The sequence below is a fragment of the Nocardioides ganghwensis genome, from assembly GCF_014779655.1.
In the GTDB taxonomy this organism is placed as follows: Bacteria; Actinomycetota; Actinomycetes; order Propionibacteriales; family Nocardioidaceae; genus Nocardioides; species Nocardioides ganghwensis.
The window spans coordinates 1-1513 of record NZ_JACXYX010000032.1 but is presented as its reverse complement, the minus strand read 5'-3'; the positions used below and the strand labels follow the sequence as shown (position 1 = coordinate 1513).

Sequence of the window (1513 nt, the reverse complement as noted above, 5' to 3'; positions counted from 1 at the left end):
GCTAGACGGTATGGAGTGACCGCTCAGGACTACTGGGGGTTGCAGGCCGGGGCCCCACTCACAAATGGTCGTGGGTTACCGAGTAGGGCTGGCCTGCTCGGCCTATCCAACAGTTGTGGGAGGCCCCGGTGTTCACCGAGCGTACGAGCGTTGGGCTCGACGTGCACGCACGTTCTGTCGCGGCAGCGGCGATCGACGGCGTCACGGGCGAGCTGGTCCAAACGAAGCTGACCCCGTCGTATGAGCACATCCGGTCCTGGATCCAGCAGCTGCCGGGCACGGTGGCGGTGACGTACGAGGCTGGCCCGACGGGCTTCGGTCTGCACCGACACCTGAGCGCGGCGGGGATCCGGTGCGTGGTCGCGGCGCCGTCAAAGTTGCAGAAGCCGTCGGGAGATCGGGTGAAGACCGACGCCAAGGACGCGGTTCATCTGGCCCGGCTGCTGCGACTCGACGAGATCACCGCAGTAGCGATCCCCTCGGCCGATCAGGAGGCGGCTCGCGACCTGGTCCGTGCTCGCGAGGACTGCCGTGGTGATCTGATGCGGGCCCGGCACCGGTTGTCGAAGCTGTTGCTGCGTCACGGGATCGTCTACTACGACGGTGATGCGTGGACCGGGAAGCACGACGTCTGGCTGCGCCACGAAGCGCTGCCGCAGCTCGAGGGCCGTGCGACCCGTTTGGCGTTCGACTCCGACTACGACAACGTCTTGACGATCAAGGCTCGCCGGGACCGGCTCGACGACGCGATCAGCGAGATGGCCGCCGACTCCGAGTTCACCCCACTGGTGCGACGACTGGGATGCCTGCGCGGAGTGAGCACCCTGACCGGGTTCGCCCTTGCGGTCGAGATCGGCGACTGGCACCGGTTCACCGGCAACACCATCGGCTCGTTCGTCGGGCTGGTGCCCAGCGAGTACTCCTCGGGCACCTCGCGTGTGCAGGGATCGATCACCAAGACCGGCAACTCCCACGTCCGCCGACTCCTCGTTGAAGCCGCGTGGCACCACCGCTCCCGCTACCGGATCGGGAAGACGCTGCGCGATCGGTGGGACCTGGCCCCCGCCGCCGCGCGAGCCCGTGGCGACGAGGGCAACCGGCGACTGCACCAGCGGTGGGTGAAGTTCATCGACCGCAAGAAGAAGCCCACCATCGCCAACGTCGCGATCGCTCGCGAGCTCGCCGGCTGGTGCTGGTCCCTGGCAGTGCTCGAGGAGTAGCCGGTCACGATCTGCTCCGTCGTCCAACGAGGGCTGGTGGCAGCGCGCGGAGCGACCCGCGAAACTCCTATGAGCAACGGACCTCCCGTCCGCGACGCTCGACGCTAGACACGCGGTCCCGCTCCTGCCGAAAGCACCGTCCTGCGGTACCCAACCCGCGCATATCAGTCTGACCGCGCGTCGCCAACGACACGCTCACCAGCACCGACGACGACGAAGCACGAGGCGCCCGCCCCGATCGCTCGGGACGGGCGCCTCACCCTGCCTCTTGACAGGAGATCACTACATATCAG

1 protein-coding gene is annotated in these 1513 nt (G+C 67.5%); it reads left to right on the top strand.

The window, feature by feature from the left end:
- The first annotated feature begins 161 nt into the window (after positions 1-161).
- Positions 162-1220, top strand: coding sequence for an IS110 family RNA-guided transposase (locus IEZ24_RS21360; protein ID WP_207206955.1), 1059 nt, complete (start codon positions 162-164; stop codon positions 1218-1220).
- Positions 1221-1513 lie beyond the last annotated feature (293 nt).